22 protein-coding genes and 3 tRNA genes are annotated in these 22,288 nt (G+C 72.8%); 13 read left to right on the forward strand and 12 right to left on the reverse strand.

Annotation, left to right across the window (positions count from 1 at the left end):
- Positions 1-66: 66 nt before the first annotated feature.
- From GA0070620_RS21005 to GA0070620_RS21025, 5 genes are all read right to left on the reverse strand, one after another.
- Complete coding sequence (locus tag GA0070620_RS21005) at positions 67-954, reverse strand: carbohydrate ABC transporter permease (protein ID WP_091593447.1); 888 nt, start codon at positions 952-954, stop codon at positions 67-69.
- A 12-nt stretch (positions 955-966) separates the two neighbouring features.
- A complete protein-coding gene (locus GA0070620_RS21010; protein ID WP_091593448.1) occupies positions 967-1,917 on the reverse strand; it encodes a carbohydrate ABC transporter permease in 951 nt (316 codons plus the stop codon).
- 84 nt (positions 1,918-2,001) lie between these two features.
- Entirely contained in the window at positions 2,002-3,381 is a 1,380-nt protein-coding gene (locus tag GA0070620_RS21015; RefSeq protein ID WP_091593450.1) for an ABC transporter substrate-binding protein, read from the reverse strand.
- Between the two features lie 397 nt (positions 3,382-3,778).
- On the reverse strand, positions 3,779-4,780 hold the full coding sequence (locus tag GA0070620_RS21020) for a LacI family DNA-binding transcriptional regulator (protein ID WP_091593452.1): 1,002 nt from the start codon (positions 4,778-4,780) through the stop codon (positions 3,779-3,781).
- Between the two features lie 71 nt (positions 4,781-4,851).
- Entirely contained in the window at positions 4,852-6,327 is a 1,476-nt protein-coding gene (locus GA0070620_RS21025; RefSeq protein WP_091593455.1) for a dihydrolipoyl dehydrogenase family protein, read from the reverse strand.
- 90 nt (positions 6,328-6,417) lie between these two features.
- On the opposite strand from GA0070620_RS21025, the gene GA0070620_RS21030 reads away from it, so the two are divergent.
- A complete protein-coding gene (locus GA0070620_RS21030; RefSeq protein WP_091593457.1) occupies positions 6,418-7,485 on the forward strand; it encodes a serine hydrolase domain-containing protein in 1,068 nt (355 codons plus the stop codon).
- A 12-nt stretch (positions 7,486-7,497) separates the two neighbouring features.
- Here the strand turns inward: GA0070620_RS21030 and GA0070620_RS21035 are convergent, their stop codons facing one another.
- Positions 7,498-8,427, reverse strand: a complete 930-nt coding sequence (locus GA0070620_RS21035) for a phytoene/squalene synthase family protein (protein ID WP_091593460.1) — start codon at positions 8,425-8,427, stop codon at positions 7,498-7,500.
- 66 nt (positions 8,428-8,493) lie between these two features.
- Here GA0070620_RS21035 and GA0070620_RS21040 point away from each other — a divergent pair, with 66 nt between their 5' ends.
- The 9 genes from GA0070620_RS21040 (at position 8,494) to GA0070620_RS21080 (ending at position 14,464) form a co-directional block, all read left to right on the forward strand.
- Positions 8,494-9,651, forward strand: coding sequence for a polyprenyl synthetase family protein (locus tag GA0070620_RS21040; RefSeq protein WP_091593462.1), 1,158 nt, complete (start codon positions 8,494-8,496; stop codon positions 9,649-9,651).
- Positions 9,651-11,162: a phytoene desaturase family protein gene (gene crtI / locus GA0070620_RS21045; RefSeq protein WP_091593464.1), complete on the forward strand. Its 1,512-nt coding sequence runs from the start codon at positions 9,651-9,653 to the stop codon at positions 11,160-11,162. The genes GA0070620_RS21040 and crtI overlap by 1 nt, the downstream gene beginning before the upstream one ends.
- Positions 11,159-11,767 (forward strand): isopentenyl-diphosphate Delta-isomerase, encoded by a 609-nt coding sequence (gene idi / locus GA0070620_RS21050; RefSeq protein WP_091593466.1) that lies wholly within the window; start codon positions 11,159-11,161, stop codon positions 11,765-11,767. Before crtI ends, idi begins: the two co-directional genes overlap by 4 nt.
- The gene (locus tag GA0070620_RS21055) at positions 11,757-12,689 is read left to right on the forward strand and encodes a MerR family transcriptional regulator (RefSeq protein ID WP_091593468.1); all 933 of its coding nucleotides are present in this window, start codon (positions 11,757-11,759) and stop codon (positions 12,687-12,689) included. The genes idi and GA0070620_RS21055 overlap by 11 nt, the downstream gene beginning before the upstream one ends.
- Positions 12,690-12,768: 79 nt before the next feature.
- Complete coding sequence (locus GA0070620_RS21060) at positions 12,769-13,560, forward strand: polysaccharide deacetylase family protein (protein ID WP_091593470.1); 792 nt, start codon at positions 12,769-12,771, stop codon at positions 13,558-13,560.
- Positions 13,561-13,714: 154 nt separating this feature from the next.
- Positions 13,715-13,787, forward strand: a tRNA-Glu gene (locus tag GA0070620_RS21065).
- A gap of 30 nt (positions 13,788-13,817) precedes the next feature.
- Positions 13,818-13,891 (forward strand) — tRNA-Asp (locus GA0070620_RS21070).
- Positions 13,892-13,992: 101 nt separating this feature from the next.
- Positions 13,993-14,066 (forward strand) — tRNA-Phe (locus GA0070620_RS21075).
- Positions 14,067-14,182: 116 nt separating this feature from the next.
- The gene (locus GA0070620_RS21080) at positions 14,183-14,464 is read left to right on the forward strand and encodes a hypothetical protein (protein WP_091593472.1); all 282 of its coding nucleotides are present in this window, start codon (positions 14,183-14,185) and stop codon (positions 14,462-14,464) included.
- Positions 14,465-14,508: 44 nt separating this feature from the next.
- Here GA0070620_RS21080 and GA0070620_RS21085 read toward each other — a convergent pair whose 3' ends face one another.
- The 4 genes from GA0070620_RS21085 to GA0070620_RS21100 are packed head-to-tail and all read right to left on the reverse strand — an operon-like array spanning position 14,509 to position 17,912.
- Positions 14,509-15,114 carry a response regulator transcription factor gene (locus GA0070620_RS21085; RefSeq protein ID WP_091593474.1) on the reverse strand — a complete coding sequence of 202 codons (606 nt, stop codon included), beginning with the start codon at positions 15,112-15,114 and terminating at the stop codon, positions 14,509-14,511.
- Entirely contained in the window at positions 15,111-16,268 is a 1,158-nt protein-coding gene (locus GA0070620_RS21090; RefSeq protein WP_157741687.1) for a sensor histidine kinase, read from the reverse strand. The genes GA0070620_RS21085 and GA0070620_RS21090 overlap by 4 nt, the downstream gene beginning before the upstream one ends.
- Before the next feature lie 20 nt (positions 16,269-16,288).
- Positions 16,289-17,020, reverse strand: coding sequence for an ABC transporter permease (locus GA0070620_RS21095; RefSeq protein WP_091593478.1), 732 nt, complete (start codon positions 17,018-17,020; stop codon positions 16,289-16,291).
- A gap of 1 nt (position 17,021) precedes the next feature.
- On the reverse strand, positions 17,022-17,912 hold the full coding sequence (locus GA0070620_RS21100) for an ABC transporter ATP-binding protein (protein ID WP_091599119.1): 891 nt from the start codon (positions 17,910-17,912) through the stop codon (positions 17,022-17,024).
- Between the two features lie 66 nt (positions 17,913-17,978).
- Here GA0070620_RS21100 and GA0070620_RS21105 point away from each other — a divergent pair, with 66 nt between their 5' ends.
- Positions 17,979-19,499: an RNA-guided endonuclease InsQ/TnpB family protein gene (locus GA0070620_RS21105; protein ID WP_091593480.1), complete on the forward strand. Its 1,521-nt coding sequence runs from the start codon at positions 17,979-17,981 to the stop codon at positions 19,497-19,499.
- An 11-nt stretch (positions 19,500-19,510) separates the two neighbouring features.
- On the opposite strand, the gene GA0070620_RS21110 is transcribed toward GA0070620_RS21105, so the two are convergent.
- The gene (locus GA0070620_RS21110; RefSeq protein ID WP_091593481.1) at positions 19,511-19,834 is read right to left on the reverse strand and encodes a hypothetical protein; all 324 of its coding nucleotides are present in this window, start codon (positions 19,832-19,834) and stop codon (positions 19,511-19,513) included.
- A 109-nt stretch (positions 19,835-19,943) separates the two neighbouring features.
- Here GA0070620_RS21110 and GA0070620_RS21115 point away from each other — a divergent pair, with 109 nt between their 5' ends.
- Together GA0070620_RS21115 and GA0070620_RS21120 are read left to right on the forward strand one after the other, a co-directional pair.
- Positions 19,944-20,303 carry an ArsR/SmtB family transcription factor gene (locus tag GA0070620_RS21115; protein WP_091593484.1) on the forward strand — a complete coding sequence of 120 codons (360 nt, stop codon included), beginning with the start codon at positions 19,944-19,946 and terminating at the stop codon, positions 20,301-20,303.
- Positions 20,300-20,983, forward strand: a complete 684-nt coding sequence (locus GA0070620_RS21120) for a cation diffusion facilitator family transporter (protein ID WP_091593486.1) — start codon at positions 20,300-20,302, stop codon at positions 20,981-20,983. The genes GA0070620_RS21115 and GA0070620_RS21120 overlap by 4 nt, the downstream gene beginning before the upstream one ends.
- Before the next feature lie 104 nt (positions 20,984-21,087).
- On the opposite strand, the gene GA0070620_RS21125 is transcribed toward GA0070620_RS21120, so the two are convergent.
- Complete coding sequence (locus GA0070620_RS21125; protein ID WP_091593487.1) at positions 21,088-22,278, reverse strand: hypothetical protein; 1,191 nt, start codon at positions 22,276-22,278, stop codon at positions 21,088-21,090.
- Positions 22,279-22,288: the final 10 nt, after the last annotated feature.

The following is a 22,288-nucleotide window of genomic DNA, read 5'->3' on the forward strand; positions in this document are numbered from 1 at the left end:
TCCCGCCGGACCTGGATGTTCGTCGGCGGACGGTCGTTGTCCGCCACGGGGGGTCGGGGCTGTGGGTTATCCCTTGAGGCTGCCGGTGGTCAGGCCGGACATGATGTTCCGCTGGAAGATCAGGAAGATGATCACGGTGGGGATCGCCGCGATGACCGACGCGGCGACGACCACGTTCATGGGCGTGCCTCCCGAGAAGGCGTAGATGCCCACGCTGACCGTCCTCGTCTCGGGTGACGGCATGACCAGCTTCGGCCAGAGGAAGTCCTTCCAGACGGCGGTCACGGCGAAGATCGAGACCACGCCGAGGATCGGACGCGACATCGGCAGGATGATCGACCAGAGCGTACGCAGCGGGGACGCCCCGTCCACGAGCGCCGCCGACATCAGGTCCTCGGGGATCGAGTCGAAGAACCGCTTCAGCAGGAAGATGTTGAACGCGTTCGCGACCAGGGGCAGCCAGATGGCGAACGGCGAGTCGAGCAGGTTGAGGTGCAGGATCGGCAGGTCGATCACGGTCACGTACTGCGGGACGATGAGGACCATCGCGGGGATCATCAGCGTCGCGAGCATCAGCCCGAGGATCGCGTTGCCGAAGATCGGCCGCAGCTTCGACAGGGAGTACGCGGCCGCGGTGTCGAAGACCAGCTGGAACAGGACCGCGCCGGCCGCGTAGTAGAAGGTGTTGAAGAGCAGCTTGGCGAGGGCCAGGTTGTTCCACGCGTCGATGTAGTTCTGCGGCTGCGGGTCCTTCGGGAACAGCGACGGCGGGGTCTGCGCGATCTCCTGCCCGGACTTGAGCGCGCCGGTGACCATCCAGTAGAGCGGCCCGAGGAACACGAGCGTGAACACCGCTACCACGACGGTGAGCGCCACCCAGTAGACGACCCGACCGCGCCCGCGCCGCAGCTGCGCGTGGGAGATGAGGGTCCGGGTTCCGGAATCCTGTGCCATGACTCGCCCGTCCTAGTCCTGTCTCGCCGTCAGCCGCGCGTAGACCGCGGAGAAGCCGGCCAGCACCACGAGCATGATCACGCCGAGGGCGGCCGCGCCGTTGAGGTCGTTCTGGAAGAAGCCGTGCTGGTAGATGAGGTAGGCGACCGAGGTCGCCGAGTCCTCCGCGCCCGCGCCGTTGGCGAGGATCAGCGGCTCGATGAAGAGCTGCATCGTGGCGACGATCTGCAACATCGCCAGGAGCAGGAGGATCAGCCGGGTCTGCGGGATGGTCACGTTCAGGATCCGCCGCCAGATCCCGGCGCCGTCCAGCTCGGCCGCCTCGTAGAGCTCGCCGGGGATGTTCTGCAGCGCCGCCAGGTAGATCAGCACCGCGCTGCCCATGTTCATCCAGGTCGACGCGAGCACCATCGCCGGCATCGTCATCTCGGGCGACTGCATCCACTGCGACGTCGGCAGGTGCAGGGCCTTGAGGATCGCGTTGAAGAGTCCCGCCTCGCTGGGGTCGTACGCGTAGAACTTGAAGAGGAAGAGGGCCGACGCCGGCGGCAGCATGACCGGCAGGTAGACCAGGATCCGCAGGTAGCCCTGGGCGTGGCGGAACTCGTTGAGCAGGATCGCCACGAAGAACGGCACCACGTACCCGAGGACCAGCGCGAGGACCGTGAAGTAGAAGGTGTTCTTCCAGGCGGTCCAGAAACTGGGGTCGTCGATGATGCGGAGGTAGTTGTCCCAGCCCACCCAGGTGGTGACGCCCCGCCGGGTGCGCTGGAAGCTCATCACGATGCCGCGGATCATCGGGTACCAGGAGAAGACCACGAAGCAGAGCACGGCGCCGATCAGGAACGCGTGCCCGGTGAGGTTGTCCCGTACCTTGCGCCCGAGGCTCGTACGAGGTGGCCCGGCCGGGGCGTCGGGGCGAGGCGGTCTGCTGACGCTCCCCGGGGCGGTGGTGATCGCCAAGGCAACTCCTGGTGGTTCGGTGAGCGGAGGGGTGCGGCGCGGACGGTGTGGGGGCCGGCGCGCCGGCCCCCCACACCCGGTGGATCAGCTCTCCGCGGCGAGGAGCTGGTTGACCTTCTCCTCGGCGGTCTTGAGCAGGGCGTCGATGTTCGCGTTCGGGTTGGTCAGCACCCCGGACATCGCGGCGTCGAGCACCGCGTAGATCGCCTGGGCGTTGCGCGGCTCACCCTTGATCGGCACCGGGTTCGCCTCGAAGATCGCGAAGTTCGTGGTGTCGACGTTCGCGTTCGCCTTGCGCAGCTCCAGCTCCTGCTTCTGCGCGTCGCTGCCGTTGGCGAAGAGCAGCGGCTGGGGCAGGCCGACCGGGTAGTTCTGCGGCTTGGCCCGGACGTAGTCGAACTGGCCCTTGCCCGGGGTCAGCTTCTGGTAGGCGACCCACTTCAGACCGGCCTTGACCTGCTCCGGGGTGAGGCCCTTCTTGAAGAAGTAGCCCTCGCCACCACCGAGGGTGCCCTTGGCCGGACCGTCCTGGCCGGGCAGCGGACCCATCGCCCAGTCCTGGAACTTGCCCTGGAACTGGCTGACGATGGCCTGGGTGGTGTCCGGCGCGCCGATGAACATGCCGACCTTGCCGGCGGCGGCGTTGGTCAGCAGGTCGCCCCACTGGAGCAGCTGACGGCTGCCCATGCTGTTGTCGCCGTAGCGCATGTCCTTGAGGTTCTGGAGGACCTGCTTGCCCATCGGGTTGTTGAAGTCGGCCTTCTTGCCGTCCGGGGTCAGCACCTGGCCGCCCTGCGAGTAGAGCAGGGAGGTGAAGTGCCAGCCGCCGGTGTTGCCGGCGCTGTACTCGGCGTAGCCGGCGATGCCGTTGCCGAGCGCGGAGATCTTCTTGGCCGCCTCCCGGACCTCGGGCCACGTCTTCGGCGGGTTGTTGACGTCGAGCCCGGCCTGCTGGAACAGGACCTTGTTGTAGACGAGGCCCATCGAGTAGTTCTTCACCGGCACGGCGTAGAGCTTGCCGTTGTCGGTGAAGACCTCCTTGAGCGCCGGGTCGACGCTGTCCCAGGTGGGGACGTTGTCCTTGTTGGCGAACTCGGTGATGTCCATCGCCTGACCGGAGTCGAGCACCTGCTGGAGATCGGTCATGTACCCGTAGAACACGTCGGTGACCGTGCCGCCGGAGAGGCGGGCGGTGAAGTCCGGCGGGTTGTTGCACTGCTCGCCGACGCTGACGCTCTTGATGACGATGTTGGGGTTCTGCTTCTGGAACTCCGCGACGTCGGCGTTCCAGTTCTGCAGCAGTTCTTTCTGGGAGCCGACCGGCTGGCAGTCGACGGTGATGGTGACCTTGCCGCCTGCGTCGTTCGACGCGTCGTCGCTCTTGGTGGAACACGCCGCGAGGCTGAGCCCCAGGCCTGCCGCGAGCGTCAACGCCGCAGCCTTCCGGTACTGCGGTACGGACATCTGTTCATCCCTTCGGGAACGGGTGTCTCCATGACCTTCGCCGAACTGCGGTGGTGGTCACCGCGGCGATGCCCTGCTGGTTCTTCGGTTTCGCCATACGACCTGACCCTCGGTAGCCGTACCGAGGCCGGGTGTGAGTGGAGTCACTGTAACGAGGGCGACTCATTTCAGCAAGGTATCGATCCTGTTTTGGAAAGACACGACTTGATGACGAGAGATCCTGACAGCATTTTGGAAACCGACCCCGATTGCCGATACTTGCTACCTTTTGTCCCGCCGCCGGTCGAGCCCGTCGACGGAGGGCGGGACGCCATCGGGCAGCGGAAAAAGGCCGTCGACCGCTGGCAGCGGTCGACGGCCTCAGTTGGCAGGTCAGCGAAAGGTGCGCGGCCCCCGGTCAGCGGCCGGGCGCCGGGGCGGTGGAGCCGCGTACGACGAGCTCCGGCTCGAAGAGCAGCTCGTCGCGCAGGACGCCGGCCCCCTCGATCTGGGTGACCAGCAGGTCCACCGCGGCCTGCCCCATCGTCTCGATGGGCTGCCGCACGGTCGTCAGCGGCGGGTCGGTGCACGTCATGAAAGCGGAGTCGTCGAAGCCCACCACCGACACGTCGGTCGGCACCGAACGGCCGAGCCGCCGGGCCGCCCGGATGGTGCCCAGGGCCAGCACGTCGCTGGCGCACACGATGCCGGTCACGCCCCGCTCGACGAGCTTGGTCGCGGCCACCCGCGCGCCCTCCATCGAGAAGCTCGAACGCTCCACGAACTCCGAGTCGTCGGACCAGCCGGCCGCCTGGATCATCGCGTCGAGCTTGCGCCGCGACGGCACGTGCCCCTCCGGCCCCAGCACCATGCCGATCCGCTCGTGGCCGAGCGAGCGCAGGTGCCCGTACGCCTGCTCCACCGCCACCGCGTCGTCCGTGGAGACCCGCGGGAAGCCCAGCTCGTCGACGCCCGCGTTGACCAGCACGACCGGCAGACCACGGTCGGTGAGCCGGCGGTAGTGGTCGTGCCGCGCGTCGGCCAACGCGTACGAGCCGCCGGCGAAGATGACGCCGGAGACCTGGTGGTCCAGCAGCATCTCCACGTAGTCCATCTCGGAGACACCGCCGATGGTGCGGGCGCAGAGCGCCGGGGTGAACCCCCGCTGCGCGAGCGACCCGGTGACCACCTCGGCGAGCGCCGGGAAGATCGGGTTCTGCAACTCGGGCAGCACCAGCCCGACCAGCCGCGCCCGCTCACCGCGCAGCTTGGTCGGCCGCTCGTAGCCGAGCACGTCGAGGGCGGTCAGCACCGCCGTCCGGGTCGCCTCGGAGACCCCGTCCCGACCGTTGAGCACCCGGCTGACGGTGGCCTCGCTGACGCCCGCCTTCTTGGCGACTTCGGTCAACCGTTTCGTCACGGCCGCAATCGTACGTCATGAAGGTGAAAGAAATGAGCAGCGATCTGTCGGGCCGCTGCCGCCTCCTGCCGTCAGGAGAGATTGCGCAGCGCGTCCTCGATGGCCCGATGGAACGTCGGGTACGCGTAGATCATGTGCCGGAGCTGGCTGAGCGGCACCGCCGCGTGCACCGCGACGACCAGCCCGGACAGCACCTCGCCCCCGGCCGGCCCGACCGAGGTCGCCCCGATGAGCACGCCCTGGTCGGCGTCCGCCACCAGCTTGATGAAACCCTCGTCGCCCACCCCGTGGATCCAGCCCCGCGCCGAGCTGGACAGCTTGGTGAAGCCCACCTGGACGTTGATGCCGCGCTGCCGGGCCTGCTCCTCGGTCAGGCCGACCGCGCCCACCTCCGGATCGGTGAACGTGACCCGGGGCAGGGCCCGGTAGTCGGCGCGCGGGACCGTGCCGGCCGAACCGCTCGACCCGCTGGTGCTGAGGCTGCTCGCCGCGCCCATGGCGCCGCCGACCACGCTGGCGGTGCCGCTCGGATCGGCACCGGCCTTCGAGTGGCGGGCCCGGTCGAGGATGTCGGCGATCACGATCGCCGCCTGGTACATCGCGATGTGGGTGAACGCGCCCTCGCCGGTCACGTCACCGACCGCCCAGACGTCGTCGGTCACCCGCATCCGGTCGTCGACCGGCAGGAAGCGATGCCCGGTCTCCACCCCGACGGTGTCCAGCCCCAGCTCCTCCAGGTGCGCACGGCGGCCGGTGACCACCAGCAGCCGCTCCGCGGTGAACGACGCGCCACCCGAGCCGCGCAGCGTGAACCGCCGCCCGTCGTGGTCGACCCGCTCCGCGCGTACCCCGGTGTGGATCTCCACGCCGTCGGCGCGCAGCGCGGCGACGGCCACCTCGGACGCCTCCGGCTCCTCCACGGCGAGCACCCGGTCCAGCGCCTCCACGACGGTGACCCGGACGCCGAACCGCGCGAAGACCTGCGACAGCTCCAGCCCGATCGCCCCGCCGCCGAGCACCAGCAGCGACTCCGGCAGCTCCTCGACCTCGATCGCCTGGTGGTTCGTCCAGTACGGCGTGCCGGCCAGCCCCTCGATCGGCGGCACCGCCGGCCGCGTACCGGTGCCCAGCACCACGCCGTAGCGGGCCTGGAACACCTGATCGTCGACCTGGACCCGGCCCGGCCCGGCCAGCCGGCCGGTGCCCCGGACAAACCGGCCGCCCCGGCCGACGAAGCGTTCCACCGCCACCCGGTCGTCCCAGGTGTCGGTCGCCTCCTCGCGGATGCGCCGGGCCACCGGCGCCCAGTCCGGCCGGACCTCCGCCGTGCCGGCGAGGCCGTCGATCCGACGCGCCTCGGCCAACGCGTTGGCCGCCCTGATCATCATCTTGCTCGGGATGCACCCCCAGTACGGGCACTCACCGCCGACCAGGTCCCGTTCGACGCCGACGACGCTCAGACCGGCCTCGGCGAGCCGCCCGGCGACCTCCTCACCGCCGACGCCGAGCCCAACCACGACCACATCCACCTGCTCCGGCTCCGCCACCCGGACAGCATCCCCCAGCCGGTACCGCCCGGCCACCCGGCCGGCGGAAAGTCACCGGCCGGGTGTGGGGCGATCGCCTACCGTGGCCGGATGCACGACAGCCGCTTCGCCGCCGTCCACGACTGCTTCCGGGGCCTGCTCGCCGATGGGCGGGAGACCGGAGCCGCCCTGACGATCCGCTACGACGGCGTACCCGTGGTGGACCTCGTGGGCGGTGAGCGGTCGCCGGGCCGGCCCTGGCGGGCCGAGACGCTGGTCGCCGTCTACTCGACCGGCAAGCCGGTGGCCGCGCTCTGCCTGCTGCTGCTCGTCGACCGGGGTCGGGTCGGACTGGACGATCCGGTGGCCGCGCACTGGCCCGGCTTCCGCGCGCCGGCCACCGTCCGGCAGGTGCTCGCGCACACCGCCGGGCTGCCGGCGTTCCCGGTGCCCCGGCCGGCCGCCGCGATCGCCGACTGGGACCTGCTCGCCGGTGACCTGGCCGCCGCCGAACCGGAGTGGGAGCCGGGGACCGCCGCGGGCGAGCACGCCTGGACGTACGGGCACCTGGTGGGCGAGCTGGTCCGGCGGGTGGACGGCCGGTCGGTCGGCCGGTTCCTCGCCGACGAGATCGCCGGTCCGTGGCGGCTGGACCTGGGCTTCGGGCTGAGCGCCGTCGACCAGCGTCGCTGCGCCGACCTGTCGTACGGCGACCCGGACTGGCCGGCGCGCATGACCGGCGAACCGGGGTCGCTGCGGGCGCGGGCGGTGGGCAACCCGGCCGGCGGGCTGGACCTCGCGGTGCTCAACGGTCCGCTCTGGCGCGGCTGCGAGGTGCCGGCGGTCAACCTGCACGCCACCGCGACCGGCCTGGCCCGGCTCTACGACGGCCTGCTCGCCGGCGGCACGCTCGACGGCGTACGCCTGTTCAGCCCGGAGCTGGTCGCCGAGGCGACCCGGGTCCAGTACGACGGCCACGACCGGCTGCTCGACCGGCGGGTCCGCTGGACGTTGGGTATGCAGCGGGAGGAGGACGGCAGCTGGGGCATGGGCGGGCTCGGCGGCAGCTGTGCCTGGGCCGACCCGGTGCGCGGCTACAGCTTCGCGTACGCGACCGGGCGGCTGGCCGACTTCGACCGGGTGGAGGAGCTGGTCGACGCCCTGCACGGCTGCCTCTGACGCGGCAGGCGGTCAGGGTGCCGTCGGGCGGGGCACCGGCGGGCCGGGCACGGCGGTCACCGGCGTACCGGTCGCGGTGGCCAGGGCACGAGCCGCCACGGCGAGCCGGCGTCGCTGCGGGACCACCGCCCGGCGGGCGAAGACGTCGTAGTCCTGGGCGGCCACCTCGTCGAGGATCCCGCCGTAGAGCGCGTACGCGGTCCGCATGCACGCCTGCGAGGCCGGTGCGAGCAGGGTGATGCCGGGCGCCGCGGCGGCGTAGTGCGCCTGGGCCCGACCCACCTCGTACGCGATCAGCTCGCGGACGGGCCGCGTCGCGCGACCCCGGGCGCGGGCCTCGATCAGGTCCTCCGTGGTGACGCCGAACCGCGCCAGGTCCTCCTGCGGGAGGTAGACGCGCCCGCGGTCCAGGTCCTCGTCCACGTCCCGGATGAAGTTGGTGAGTTGGAAGGCGAAGCCGAGCTGCCGGGCCGGCTCCCGCGCCGCCTCCGGTGCGCTGCTGCCCAGGATCGGCAGCATCATCGTGCCGATGACCGCGGCCGAACCCTCCATGTAGTCGAGCAGATGCGCGTAGGTCCGGTACGAGTCGACGGTCAGGTCCATCGCCATGCTCTTGAGGAACGCGGCGAAGTCGTTCCGGTCGAGGTCGAAGACGGCGATGGTGTGCAGCACGGCGGGCAGCAGAGGGTCGTCGGTCGGTTGGCCGTGCAGGCCCGCCATGAACCGGCCCGCCCAGTCGTCGAGCCGGGCGGCTCGCTCGGCCGGCGGCAGGTCGTCGGTGCGGTCGACGATCTCGTCGGCGTAGCGGGTGAAGCCGTAGAGGGCGTGCACATGTCGCCGTTTCCACGCGGGGAGCAGCCGGGTGGCGAGATAGTAGGTGCGGCCGTGACGTCGGTGCAGCTCACGGCACTGGGTGTACGCAGCGGTGAGGTCCGTGTCCACCGTGCCATCCTCCAATATCGACGCAGCAATCGACGCAACTCGTAACTCTAGGGTACCCTCGGCGTCATGGCCAACGACGCGGTTGCGGGCAGCGCCCTCCGGGTGGTTCCGGCGCAGCCGGCCCACGGCGGCGATCCCGTCCGCACCGCATCCGCCATCCGCGCCACCGCCGAGCTCGTCCGCGCGGTCGACCACACGCTCGCCGCCTTCCTGGCGCCCGAGGTGGACGCCCTCGACGAGATCGATCCGGCGGTGGGCGACTTCGCGACCACCGCCCGCGACGCGGTCCTCGCCGCCGGCAAACGCATCCGCCCCACGTTCGCCTACTGGGGCTGGCGTGGCCTGGTCGGCGACGCCGAGCCGGTGGCGCCGGTGCTGCCGGCCCTCGCCGCGCTGGAGCTGCTGCACACGTTCGCGCTGGTCCAAGACGACGTGATGGACGCCTCGGCCACCCGCCGCGGCCGGCCGACCGCCCACATGGCGCTCGCGGCGCAGCACACCGCCGCCGGGCGTCGGGGCGACCCCGACCGGTTCGGTGAGGCGGCGGCCGTGCTCGTGGGCGACCTCTGCCTGGTCTGGGCCGACCGGCTGCTGGCGCACACCGCCGTGCCAGCGCACCGACTCCTCGACGTGCGCCGCTGCTACGACCAGATGCGCGTCGAGACGGTCGCCGGGCAATATCTGGACGTGTTGGGTGAGAGCGAGTCGGCCACCTGGTCGGTCGACCGGGCACTGCGGGTGGCGCGCTACAAGACGGCCAGCTACACGGTGCAACGCCCGCTGCTCTTCGGCGCCGCCCTGGCCGGGGTCACCGGCGACGCGCCGCAGATCGCCGCCTACACCCGCTTCGGCCTGGCCGTCGGCGAGGCGTTCCAGCTCTGCGACGACCTGCTCGGCGTCTACGGCGACCCGGCCACCACCGGCAAGCCGGCCGGCGACGACCTGCGCACCGGCAAGCCCACCGTGCTGCTCCTGCTCGCCCGGCAGCTCGCCACCCCGGCGCAGCGTCGCGCGCTGGACCGGGCCGGGCGGGGCGGTGGCCGGCGCGAGGTCGCCGCGCTGGCCGACCTGGTCGAGCTCACCGGTGCGGTCGACGAGATCCGGCGGATGATCGACGAACGGGTCGGCGAGGCTCTGGCGGCGATCGACGGCGCGGTCATCGACCCGGCCGCCGTCCGCGCGCTCACGGCACTGGCCACGACGGCGACCGACCGGCGGGCATGATGGGCGGCTTCTACCGAGGAGGTGGTCAGGTGCGGACGGTCGACGGACGGACGGACCGGGTGGTGATCGTCGGCGCCGGGCTCGGTGGGCTGGCCTGCGCGCTGCACCTGGCCGGCAGCGGCCGGCAGGTCACCGTCCTGGAACGGGAGGCGGTGCCGGGCGGACGCGCCGGCCGGCTGAGTGTCGACGGCTACGAGTTCGACACCGGGCCGACGGTGCTCACCATGCCGGAGCTGATCGCCGAGGCCCTCGCCGCGGTCGGCGAGGAGCTGGACGACTGGTTGGACCTGACCCCGCTCGAACCGGCCTACCGGGCCTACTACCCGGACGGCTCCACCCTCGACGTCATCACCGACACCACCCGGATGGCCGCCGAGATCGCCCGGGTGTGCGGCCCCCGGGAGGCCGACGGCTACCTGCGCTTCGTCGAGTACGCGCGGCGGCTGTGGCAGCTCGAACGCGCCGACTTCATCGAGCGCAACCTCGACTCGCCGGCCGACCTGCTCACCGGAAACCTGCTGCGGCTGCTGGCCGGTGGCGCCTTCCGCCGCATGCACACCAAGATCGGGCAGTTCTTCCGCGATCCGCGGACCCAACGGATCTTCTCGTTCCAGGCCATGTACGCCGGCCTCGCCCCGCACGACGCGCTCGCCATCTACACCGTCATCGCGTACCTCGACTCGGTGGCCGGGGTGTCGTTCCCCCGCGGCGGCGTCCACGCGGTCTCCCGCGCGATGGCCGGCGCCGCCGAGAAGCACGGCGTGCAGATCCGCTACGACACGACGGTCAGCGAGGTCCGCACCGCCAACGGCCGGGCGACCGGCGTACTGACGGCCGACGGGGAGCTGGTCCCGGCCGACGTGGTGGTGCTCAACCCGGACCTGCCGATCGCCTACCGCGACCTGTTGCCGCCCGGCCGTAGGCGTCGGCTCACCTACTCGCCGTCCTGCGTCGTGCTGCACGTCGGCTCCCGGCAGGCGTATGCGAGGATCGCCCACCACAACATCCATTTCGGACGGTCATGGAAGGGCACCTTCGATGAGGTCATCCGGCGGGGTGAGCTGATGTCCGACCCGTCCCTGCTGGTCACCAACCCGAGTCGGACGGACCCGTCGGTGGCTCCCGCCGGCCGGCAGACCTACTACGTGCTCGCCCCGGTGCCCAACCTCGAACGGGCACCGTTCGTCTGGCCCGGTGACCTGGCCGACCGCTACGCGGACCGGCTCATCGGCACCCTGGAGGAGCGCGGCTACGTCGGCTTCGGTGCCGGCGTGGAGGTGCTGCGTACCGTCACACCGGCGGACTGGGCCGCGCAGGGCATGGCCGCCGGGACTCCGTTCGCGGCGGCGCACAGCTTCCTCCAGACCGGGCCGTTCCGCCCGAGCAACCTGCACCGGACGCTGCCCAACGTGGTCTTCGTGGGCTCGGGCACCCAGCCCGGCGTGGGCGTGCCGATGGTCCTCATCTCCGGCAAGCTGGCCGCCGGCCGCGTCACAGGAGGCAACCGATGAGCGAACGCGAGGCCCACCTGGTCGAGTTGGTCGACGAGCACGGCCGGGCGCAGGGCGAGACGTCGGTCGCCGCCGCCCACCAGCCGCCGGGCCGGCTGCACCGGGCGTTCTCGGTCGTGCTGGTGGACCCGGACGGCCTGGTGCTGCTCCAGCGCCGGGCCGCCGTCAAGACCCGCTTCCCGCTGCGCTGGGCCAACTCCTGCTGCGGCCACCCCGGGCCCGGCGAGTCACTCAGCGAGGCCGCCAACCGACGGCTGCGCGAGGAGCTGGGCGTCGGCCCGGTGGAGCTGACCGAGGTCGGCGTGTACGTCTACTACGCCGAGGACGCGGCCACCGGTCGGGTCGAGTTCGAGTACGACCACGTCCTGCGGGGCGAGTTCCGCCCGGGCGCGCCGCTGCGACCCGACTCGGCCGAGGTCGCCGAGCTGCGCTGGGCGGAGCCGACCGCGCTGGAGGCCGACCTGCGAGCAGACCCCCAGACGTACGCACCCTGGCTGGGCGGGGTGGTCGACCGGCTGCTGCACCCCGCCGAGCCGGCCGCGCCCACCACGGTCGCGACGGTCGCACCGGTGGACGACGCGCCGGAGCGGTCGGGTGGCCGATGAGCCGCTGAGCGCGGGCGCGGTGGCGCGCCGGCTCGGGGTCGCGGTGACCACCCTGCGCACCTGGCACCAGCGCTACGGGCTCGGGCCGAGTGAGCACACACCCGGTCAGCACCGCCGCTACACCTCCGCCGACCTGGCCCGACTGGAGATCATGCGCCGGCTCACCGCCGACGGGGTCAGCCCGGCAGAGGCCGCCCGCTGGGCCCGGCAGGCACCGGACCGGGCCCGCGCCGAGGACTTCGCCCCGCTCCGGAGGCCCGGTATCCGCGACGGCGGCGGCCCGACCATCCCCGTCGGCCGGGCCGGACCGGCCGCGCGCGGGCTGGCCCGGGCGGCGATGCGGCTGGACTCCCCGGAGATCAACCGTACGATCACGCGCGCGCTGGCCACCGACGGCGTCGTCGCCACCTGGGACGGGCTGCTCCGGCCGGTGCTCGCCGGCATCGGTGAGCGACACGCCGCGACCGCCGGTCTCATCGAGGTCGAGCACCTGGTGTCCCGCTGCGTCTCCGAGGCGTTGGCCACGGTCAGCCGGGCCGCCGCGCCGGGCGCGCCGCCGCGGGTCCTGCTCGCCTGCGCCGACGAGGAGCAGCACAGCCTGCCGATGGAGGCGCTCGCCGCGGCCCTCGCCGAGGCCGGCGTCGGCTACCGGATGCTCGGCGCCCGGGTGCCCGTCCCGGCCCTGCTGGAGGCGGTCAGCCGGACCGGCCCGGCGGTCGTCGTGCTCTGGTCGCACACCCGGGCCACGGCCGACCCCGCCCAGCTCGGCGCCCTGCTCGCCGCGCCCCGGCGACCGCTGCTGGTGCTCGCCGCCGGGCCCGGCTGGTCGGCCGACACGCTGCCCGCCGGAGTGGTCCGGCCCACGCAGCTCGGCGAGGCCGTCGACCTGATCGTGACGCTCCGCGACTCCCTCGCGCGCTGACCCGGGGGGTGTCGACGCCCCAGTGCGTCCACTAGCGTCGGGTGGTCCGCGTACCCCGACCCCCTTCGGGAGCGAACAGATGAAAGCCCGCACCGCGCTGGCGTACGCCCTGGGCCTGCTCCTGGTCCTCGGCGGTTGCGCCCAGCCGGGGCACACCGTCGTCGCCGCCGACGGTTCCGTCTCGGCCAGCCCGACCCCACCGCCCAGCCCCACGGCGAAGCCCACACCGCGCACGCAACCCCCGCCGACCGGTCGACCGGTCCGCCCCAAGCCCACCAAGCTGCCGCCCGGGCTGCGCCGCACCACCGGGGTCCGCCCGGTGGCTCTCACCTTCGACGACGGCCCCAGCCCGGCCTGGACGCCGAAGGTGCTCGACCAGCTGCGGACGGCCCGGGTGAAGGCGACCTTCTGCCTGGTCGGACGGGAGGCCCAGCGCCACCCCGAGCTGGTCCGCCGGATCGTCCGCGAGGGGCACCAGCTCTGCAACCACAGCTGGCGGCACAACCTCGACCTCGGCCGGCTGCCCGTGGCGGAGATCCGCGCCGACCTGGTCCGCACCAACAAGGCGATCCGGGCCGCCGTGCCGGGCGCCCCGATCACCTTCTACCGGCAGCCCGGCGGCCAGTGGACACCCGAGGTGGTGGCCGTCGCCAAGGAGCTCGGCATGCACGCCCTGCACTGGAGCGTCGACCCGCAGGACTGGGAGAAGCCGCCGGCCAAGACGATCAGCAAGCGGGTGGTGGCCGCGGTACGCCCCGGATCCATCGTGCTGCTGCACGACGGGGGCGGTGACCGGGCGGCCACGCTCGCCGCCTGCCCCGGGGTGATCGCCGACCTGAAGCGGCGCTTCGGTGTCGCCCTGCTCCGCTGAACCCCTCCTGACCTGCGGTTTTCCGGGGCCTCATGGTTCGGGCCATACCGGTTTTGTCGACCGCCGGTGGATCACGTATGCTTTCCAAGCCTCCGGCGGGGCCGGATGGGAGCAAGTCCGCTTGACGTTGCAGATGTGCAATGATGGCGGGGCCGCCCTCATCGTCTAGCGGCCCAGGACGCCGCCCTTTCAAGGCGGTAGCACGGGTTCGAATCCCGTTGGGGGCACGACCGGCGCAAGCCGGAGCAACAGAGCTAGGTCCTGTGGAGCAGTTGGAGTGCTCGCCGCCCTGTCAAGGCGGAGGTCGCGGGTTCAAGTCCCGTCAGGACCGCAGCGCTGACGCCGCGCGGAGAATGCGCGGCGTTCTGCGTATCGGAGTGTGTGCCCTCCGGCGGATCACCCGCCCTTTGGGTAGCATGGTCCGAGCAACCCGGCCAGGTAGCTCAGTTGGTACGAGCGTCCGACTGAAAATCGGAAGGTCGGCGGTTCGACCCCGCCCCTGGCCACATAGCCTTTCGCCGGGCTACAGAGATCCCCACCAGCGAACACGCAGGTGGGGATCTTGCTTTGTCCGTCGCCGGTGGTGCTTGTCCCGGGTCCCGCGATGACGCACCCTCGAACGGTGAGTGACGCGTCCGATCAGGCGGCGCCCAACCCGGTGTCCGGCCGTGACCTCGCCGTGCTCATCGGCGTCCTGGCCGTGTTGGAGGGTCAGTTGATGGTCGGTGACGTGCCCGAGCACCTGGCCGACAGACTCCGGGACCGGTTCGCGCGGGAGGGCCTTCTCGATCCTCGGGCGAGCGAACGGGACTTCCGCCAGGCCGTCAACGATCTGAATCATCGTCTGCGCTACGGCCTCGGCGAGTACCCGGCGCCGCCGGCGCGCCTTCCCGTCCCGGACTGAGGGACCGACGGAGCGGACGCCTGAGACCTCGACGGACCGGCGCCTCAGAGCCAGCCGTTGGCCCGGGCGTTGCGGGCCGCCTCGATCCGGTTGCGGGTGCCGGTCTTGCCGATGGCGGCCGACAGGTAGTTGCGGACGGTGCTCTCGGACAGGTGCAGGCGGGAGGCGATGTCGGCGACCGTGGCACCGTCCGCCGCGGCGGCCAGGACGTGCCGCTCCCGGTCGGTGAGCGGGTTCGGTCCGGCGGACAGGGCCGCCGCCGCGAGGGCCGGGTCGATGACCCGCTCACCGGCCAGCACCCGCCGGACCGCGACCGCGAGGTCCTCGACGGGCCCGTCCTTGACGAGGAACCCGGCCGCGCCGGCCTCCATCGCCCGCCGAAGGTAGCCGGGTCGCCCGAACGTGGTGAGGATCAGCACCCGGCACTGGGGGAGCCGCTCCCGCAGGGTCGCGGCGGTGTCCAGGCCGTTGCCGTCCGGCATCTCGATGTCCAGCAGCGCCACGTCCGGCCGTACGCGCAGCGCCGCCGCCACCGCCTCGGCGGCCGTCGCGGCCTCGGCCACCACCTCGATGTCGGGTTCGAGGTTCAGCAGCAGGGCCAGCGCCCCGCGCATCATGCCCTGGTCCTCGGCGAGCAACAGCCGGATCATCCGTCCACCCTCTCGGCCGGGCGCGTGGGGACCCGGGCGGTGAGCAGCAGACCACCACCGCGCGCCGGGCCGACGTGGAGGGTCCCGCCCGCCTGCTCGACCCGTTCGGTCAGCCCGCGCAGCCCGTTGCCCGGTTCCGGCCGACCGCCGATCCCGTCGTCGCGTACGGTCAGCACCGACCCGCCGTCGTCGGTGCTGACCTCGATGTCGCACCGCGCGGCGCCGCTGTGTCGCAGCACGTTGGTGATCCCCTCGCGGAGCACCCAGCGGAACGCGTCGTCGGCCTCCACGTCGAGCGGGTGCCCGCTCTCCCGCACGGTGACCGTGATGCCCACGTCGGCCAGGGCGCTCCGGGCGTTGTCCAGCTCCCGGCCGAAGCCGTGCTCCCGGTAGCCGGTGACCGCCTCGCGGACCTCGGTGAGCGCGGTGCGTCCGATCCGTTCGATGTCGGCGGCCTCGGCGGCGGCCCGGTCGGGGTCCGTCGGGGCGAGTCGGCGCACCACCTCCGCCTTCACCACCACCAGCGACAGCGTGTGGCCGAGCAGGTCGTGCAGGTCCTTGGCGAAGCGGAGCCGTTCCCGCTCCACCACGGTCCGGGCCAGCTCACGCTGCGTACGGCGAAGCTCGTCCAGCAGGCGCGCCACCCGCGCGAACGCCAGCGTCATGGCACCGGCGAGCAGCGTGATCAGCGCGACCTGGGCGATGTCGTCCGCCGGCACCCGGCGCACCGCCCCGACCACCAGCACGGCGGCGACGCTGCCGCCGACCCAGCCGAATCCCCAGCCCACCCGCAGCAACCCCACGGCGCCCGCGGAGCACACGTACATCTGGAGGGTCAGCCAGCCGTTCGACTCACCGGCGTACGCGAGCCCTAGCCCCACCCCGAGCAGCGCGAGCAGCACCAGCCCGGCGTGGTGCAGGGCCGGCCGGACCGGCAGCTCCGCCACCGGGACGGCCACCAGCGCGAGGTAGAGCAGCGCGAAGACGGCGAGCCCGACCGCCGCCGTCGGGGCGTGGTCGATCTGCCCCCGGGTGATCGCGGCGGCCGGCGGCAGGAGCAGCCACAACCACAGCGAGTGGGCCGCCACGAGCAGCAACCCGCGACGTCGCCGGCTCCGGGCGGCGGGACCGGCGGCAGGGGCGGCACCCGGCATGACGGACACCGTAGCGGCCGTCAACGCCGTGCGGTGGAGCGGCGGTAGGCCCAGGCGGCGACCGCCGCGAACGTCACGGTCCACGCCATGAGGACGCCCAACCCCGACGGCGTGGGGGCCTGCCCGGCGACCGACCGCCAACCGAGTTCGGCGTACCGGTAGGTGGGCAGGGCGTGTGCCAGGGGCCGCAGCACCGACGGGAAGTAAGCCACCGGCACCAGCAGACCGCCGAGCACCGACAGGCCGAGGAACACCAGGAAGTTGACCGGCTGGGCCAACTGCGGCGCCAGCCCGTACCCGATGGCGAGCCCGAGCAGGGCGAACGGCACCGTACCGGCCCACATCAGCAGCAGCAGCGCGATCCACCGGCCGGCACCCAGCTCGATGTGGTGCTGGATCCAACCGGCCACGCCGACCGCGATCACCGACGGCACCCCGCTGAGCGTGCAGACCAGTGCCTTCGCGGCCACCACCCGCCGGGGCGGCAACGGGGTGACGCGCAGCTGGTGCAGCCAGCCCACCGCGCGTTCCTGGGCGACCTGCGACCCCACCGAGAGCACACCCGCCACGGCCCCGTACCCGGCGAGGCCCACCATGAGCGCCGCCGCAGCGTCCACACCCTCCAGCCGGTCGTCCCCGCCGAGCAGCCCCGAGAAGATCAGGTACGTGACCACGGGTCCCAGGACGCTGAACAGCGCCACGCGGGGGTCCCGGGCCAGCCGACGTAGCTCGAACCGCAGATAGGCGCGCATCTCAGTGCTCCGTTCCGGCTGAGGTGAGGGCGAGGAAGGCGGTGTCCAGCCCGGCGGAGATCGCCAGGTTACGGAAGCCGCGGCCGGCGGCCAGCGCGAGGACGGTGGCGTCGGCGTCGTCGGTGGTGAGCAGGACCCGGTCGCCCCGGACCTCCACCGCGCGGACGCCGGGCAGCAGGTCCAGACCCTCGCCGTCCGCTCCGGCGAGGTCGAAGGAGACGGTGCGGCCGCCGGCCAGGGCACGGATCTGCGCGGGCGTACCGTCGGCCACCACCCGCCCCGCGGCGAGCACCACGACCCGGTCGGCGAACTCGTCCGCCTCGTGCAGCTGGTGCGTGCTGAACACGACCGTGCGCCCCTCTGTGACGTACCGACGGATGGCCGTCCAGAACGCCTGCCGGGCGGCGACGTCCAGAGCCGCCGTCGGCTCGTCGAGGACCAGCAGCTCCGGCGCTCCGGCCAACGCGAACGCGAACCGGGCGCGCTGCGCCTCCCCGCCGGAGAGCCGGTCCAACCGGCGGCCGGCCCGGTCGGTCAGCCCGGCGAGCGCGAGGATCCGATCGGTGGGCAGCGGACGCGGATACAGCGCCCGGGCCAGTTCGACCACGTCCCGGACGGTGGCCGGGGGCACGACGCCCGAGTCCTGGAGCATCGCGCCGACCAGGCCCGCCCGGACCGCCCGGGCTGGAGGCCGGCCGAACAACGACACGGTGCCCGTGTCGGGCGGGGCGAGGCCGAGCATCATCGAGATGGTGGTGGTCTTGCCCGCGCCGTTGGGGCCGAGCAGGGCGAGGGTGGCGCCCCGCGCGATGGTCAGGTCGAGGCCGTCGACGGCACGAACGGCTCCGAACCGCCGGGTGAGTCCACTGAGTCGTACGACGATGTCATCCACGTCCGTCACGCTACGAACGCGCGGCGGACGCCGGCAGAGCCGCCGGTACGCGGCCGTCCGGGACAAATGTCCCGGGACGGGTTGCTAGTGCGGTGGCCAGAAACGTTGGCCGGTTGGTGTGGGTCGGGGAAGTTGTCGTACGGGTGGTGTGGGGTGTGGGTTGTGCCTCGCCGTCGGGATTCTGCTGCGCCGCGGGTGGTGTATCGGACGGCTCGGGTGGGGTTGCGGGTGACGGGGGGTCAGCGGCGGCGGTGTTTCGGGTTGCTGCGGTCGGCTGGTGATGTGTGGGCGTGTGTGTTGGAGGTCAACGCGTGGCGGCGCCGCCGCCGGGACGCGCCGTTGGCCGGCTATCAGCAGTTGTGCCGGGAGTTGGCCGCGTCGGGGCCGGGCACGTTCGGCGAGTTGGACAGCACGGGTGCCCGGTCGGTGTTGCGCCGGTTCTCCGACGCCTGGTTCGCCGCGGCGAAACGCCGTAAGTCCGGTGACGGGGCGGCCAGGTTTCCGCGCCGCCGGCGTGGGTTGGTGCCGGTGCGCTGGTATCACGGCACGTTCACCGTTGTCGGGCGGCGGGTGCGGATCCCGGCCGCGCGTGGCAGTGCCCCGTTGTGGGTGCGGCTGGTCCGGGAGCTGCCGTATCCGGTGGAGCAGGTCCGGTCGGTCACTCTGCTGTGTGAGGGTGGCCGCCTGTTCCTCGACGTGACCGCCGAAGTCCCAGTCGCGACCTACCCGCCCGGCGAGGGACCAGATCCAGGGCGTGTAGCTGGGGTCGACCTGGGGATCATCCACCCCTACGCGGTGGCGGGGCCGGACGGGGCGGGGTTGTTGGTGTCGGGGCGGGCGGTCCGTGCTGAGTATCGGATGCACCTGGCTGACACCAAGGCCCGCCGTCGGGCGGTGGCCCGCCGGGCGCCGAAGCCGGGTCAGCGGGGGTCACGGCGGTGGCGCCGCTATCGCCGCCGCGCCCGGGTGGTGGAGGGCCGGCATCGGCGGCGCGTCCGCCAGGCCCAGCACGAGGCGGCCCGCACCGTCATATCGTGGGCCCAACAGCAGCGGGTGGGGGTGCTGCACGTCGGCGACCCCCGTAGCGTGCTCGACATCCCGGCCGGGCGGCGGCACAACCTGCGGCTGCGGCAGTGGCAGATCGGCCGGCTCATCCAGGTCCTCACCGACAAGGCCACCCTCGCCGGCATCACCGTCCACCTGGTCGACGAACGCGGCACCTCCTCCACCTGCCCCGCCTGCCACCGGCGGATACCCAAACCACCCGGGCGGACCCTGACCTGCCCACACTGCCGATTCTCCGGGCACCGCGATCTTGTCGCGGCGGCCATGATCGCCACCCGCAGACCGGGCGGCGGACCCACCACCCCCACCACAGCTGTGGCTGTGCTGCCCGGGGTGATCACGCACCGTCGAGCCGGCCGGCACCTCCCCGGCGCCGGCCAGTCCCGACGTGACCCCCGCCGCCCACCCGGGACGGCGCGAGGATCAGTTGGCCCGCGGTGGCCCGCCCCACCCCCCGGTGGGGAGTCGCTCGCCCCTCACGGCGAGGATCCACAACACCACCGTAAACCCGGTGAACGTTAGTGGACACCGCACTAGTCCCGGCGCACGCCGAACCACACGACCGCGGCGACGAACAGCACCAGCGCGACCCCGAGCAGCGCGAGACCGACCGCCGCCGGCATCGTGGCGAGCGCCGCCACCTGCTGGACGAGCAGGGCCGCCCCCACCAGGGCGACGCCGCCCCCGATGCGGACCGGCTGCGGCTGTTCCTCGCTGCCGACACCCCGGCCGCCGAACCGCCTCCGCGGCAGCCGGCGGGTCAGCGCGACGCGGAGACCGAACAGGAGGAGCGCCAGGCCGTCGACGGCCACCACCAGGCGTACGCCGATGAGCGCCGGTGGATCGCTCAGGTCCATGCGGTCCCCGATGCCCGACCATCGAGATCGATACGCCTCCACGTCCGACCTGGGCAGAGTTGCGACCGGACCTCCTACACCAATCGCCGCTTCAGGCTATCATCGCCAGATGGCGATTGATTGTGCTCCCGGGCTGACCCCCGCCGCCTCGCTGTTCCGGTCGCTCGGTGACCCCACCCGCCTGGCGATCGTGCGGCGACTCGCGTCCGGTGAGGCACGGGTGGTCGACCTGACGGGCGAGCTCGGGTTGGCCCAGTCGACGGTGTCGAAGCACCTGGCATGCCTCCGCGACTGCGGGCTGGTCGACTACCGGGTCGAGGGTCGACAGTCCTTCTACACCCTCACCCGGCCTGAGCTGCTGGATCTGCTCCGCTCGGCGGAACGGGTCCTGGCCGCCACGGGGGAGGCCGTCGCCCTCTGCCCGGTCTACGGCGCACCGGCCGGCTCCGCGTCGGCGGCACGTGCGTGAGCACCTCCGTCCTGACCCCGCGCCGCCGCGCCACGCTGTCGCGGCGCAGCCTGTGGCTGGCGTACGCCACCGCCGGCTACAACCTGCTGGAAGGACTGGTCGCCGTCGCGGCCGGCACGGCGGCCTCCTCCACAGCTCTGATCGGATTCGGCCTCGACTCGTTCGTCGAGGTGTCCAGCGCGGCCGTGGTGATCTGGCAGTTCCGCTCGCGCGCCCCGGAGCAGCGGGAGCGGCTGGCGCTCCGGCTGATCGGCGTGTCGTTCTTCGGCCTGGCCGCCTGGGTGACCGTTGACGCCCTGCGCGCACTGCTCGGCAGCGGCGAAGCCGAGTCCAGCTCGGTGGGCATCGGCCTGGCCGTCGCGTCGCTGGTCGTGATGCCGCTGCTCGTACGCGCCAAGCGGCGCACCGGCCGGGAGCTCGGCTCCGCCACCGTCCTGGCCGACTCGACGCAGACCATGCTGTGCACGTACCTGTCGGCGGTGCTCCTCGTCGGCCTCGCGCTCAACGCGCTGTGGGGCTGGTCCTGGGCCGACCCGATCGCCGGGCTCGTCATCGCCGGCGTCGCCGTGAAGGAGGGCGTGGCGGCCTGGCGCGGCGAACACTGCGACGACTGCGCACCGCTGCCCGCCGCCGGGGCGTCCGGATGCGTGGACGGCTGCTGCGCGGGCGGACATCCCTGACGGTTGCCCCGGCCGGACGGCGTCCCGTCTTGGTCCACACGGCTTTCCGGAAGTCGGGGTGTCCGCGCTGACCGGACACCCCGAAATCCAGGAACCCGTGCGGCTCAACGCTTGGACTGTGGCCCGTGCTGCTCCACGCCCGACCTGATCACGTCCCACACGCTTCGCCCGACGTGCCGCAGCACCTCACCCGCCTGCCCGGCGAGGTCCCCCGGGTTCGGCACCGGCCAGCTCGGCCCACCCTCGTCCGGCGCGCCGCCGCCGGCCCGGCCCGACTCCGCCCGGCCCGACTCCGCCCGGCCCGACTCCGCTTGGCCCGGCCCGCCCTGACCGGCCCCGCCCTGCGGTCCCGCCTTCTCGGCCTGACCGGGCCGGCCCCCGCCCGGCCCACCCTGCCCGGCACCGCCACCGGCCTGACCCGGCTTGCCCTGCCCCGCACCGCCCTGGCCCGGCCCGGCCTTCTCGGCCGGCCCGGCCCCGGCCTGGCCCTGACCGGTGCCGGCCGGACCCGCCGCGCGCTGGCCGGGCCCGCCCGGACCGGCTTCCGACTGACCGGCGGTCTGACCCACCGCACGATCGCCAGGCCCGGCCGGGCTGGCACCAGCCTGACCGGTCCCAGCCTGGCCCGCCGCCCGCTGGCCTTGATCCCGTTGTCCCTGCCGTGCTTCCGGGGGTCCGCCGAGCACGTCCTTGCCGGCATAACTCGTCCGGGCGGTGACGGACCCGATCTTCTGCCCGAGCTGGTCCACCACCTTGCCGAGGTTCTGGGTGCTGCCCGTCATCTGCCGGGCGGCCTGGTCGGCGTCGCCGAGCGCGGCCTGGGCGCTGTTCGCGATCGTCTCGACGAGGTGCGGGTTCTGGTCGATGGTGGTCAGCGCCCGGTCGAGGATCTGCACCAGCCGCTCCAGCCGCACCGTGAGCAGTGCCTGGGCCCGTACGTCCTCGATGTCGATCTCGACGGCTTCGAGCCGGACGTGGACGCCGGCGTCGAGTTGGAGCAGGTTCGCCAGCCGCGCCCGGAGGGACAGGTCGACGTCGAGCCCGTCCACCGCCAACCGGATCGATCCGACGTGCAGGTCCGGCACGTCCAGCAGCACGTCCGGCTCGCCCTCCGGGTGGGGCGGGCCGACGGGCCGGTGCTCGCGCGGCGGCCGGGCGGGCGCGCTTCCCTCCTGATCGTGCCGCTCGGGCGGGACGGCCGACCGGCTCTCCTGGCCCGGCTGCGTCAGGCTCCGGTCCGGCCGGTTCCGGCTCGACTGGCCCTGGTCCGGCTGGCCCGACTCGGTTCCGCTCATCCTGCCCCGC

The organism is Micromonospora krabiensis (genome assembly GCF_900091425.1).
Taxonomy (GTDB): domain Bacteria; phylum Actinomycetota; class Actinomycetes; order Mycobacteriales; family Micromonosporaceae; genus Micromonospora; species Micromonospora krabiensis.